We start from the raw sequence: 641 nt of genomic DNA on the forward strand, positions 1-641 counted from the left end.
CGATGCTACCGCAGGAGTGCTTGGGGTTATTATCCCCGTGGATACTAGAGAGTGGGCTCCGCCCGAATTAGTCCCGGATTGAAAAGCCCGCCACGGGAGCGACCTGTGGTGGGGCTTTCGGAGTGGCTACAGAAGCGCTGAGCGGATTTTCACTAGGGCGGCGCCACCGAGTATCGAGGCGGTGATCGCGGCGATGTAGATCGGAACCACGCCTACATCTTGGTCTTCAGGCTGGGCGCGCTCGGCTTCATGTTGTCCCGCATCATGTCCACGAAGGCGCAAGCTCCCTTGGTGAACTGCGAATCCACGCCCACGCCGAGATTCATATCTTCCTTTGTCATCGCGAACACCACATCGAGTAGTTGATCGTTCAAGACACCACGGTGCGTTAAGATAAGAAAAAGCGATCGGATAAGAGCTGTGTTAGCAATTAATATTTCTGGCGTTGTGTACTCGCGAGATTTTGAGATCATTTTGCCCCTCCACTTTCCCCAAGGCCAACATCGCGCCAGTCGAGCCCAAACGCAAGCAGGCTCCCCGAAGGGAGTAGCGAGCTCCCCTCTGATGCCTACCCTGTTGATGCTTCCGATTTCAGAAGGCGCTCCGCCAACTTCTTCAACACCACCCGATCAACCTTATCC

Annotated in this window: 1 protein-coding gene; it reads right to left on the bottom strand. The window is 55.5% G+C overall.

Annotated features, from left to right (window positions below):
- Nucleotides 1-212: 212 nt before the first annotated feature.
- Nucleotides 213-473, bottom strand: coding sequence for a hypothetical protein (locus ACXJ7R_RS35620; RefSeq protein ID WP_457155873.1), 261 nt, complete (start codon nt 471-473; stop codon nt 213-215).
- Between the last annotated feature and the right edge of the window lie 168 nt (nt 474-641).

It is taken from the genome of Mesorhizobium sp. P5_C1 (assembly GCF_054049815.1).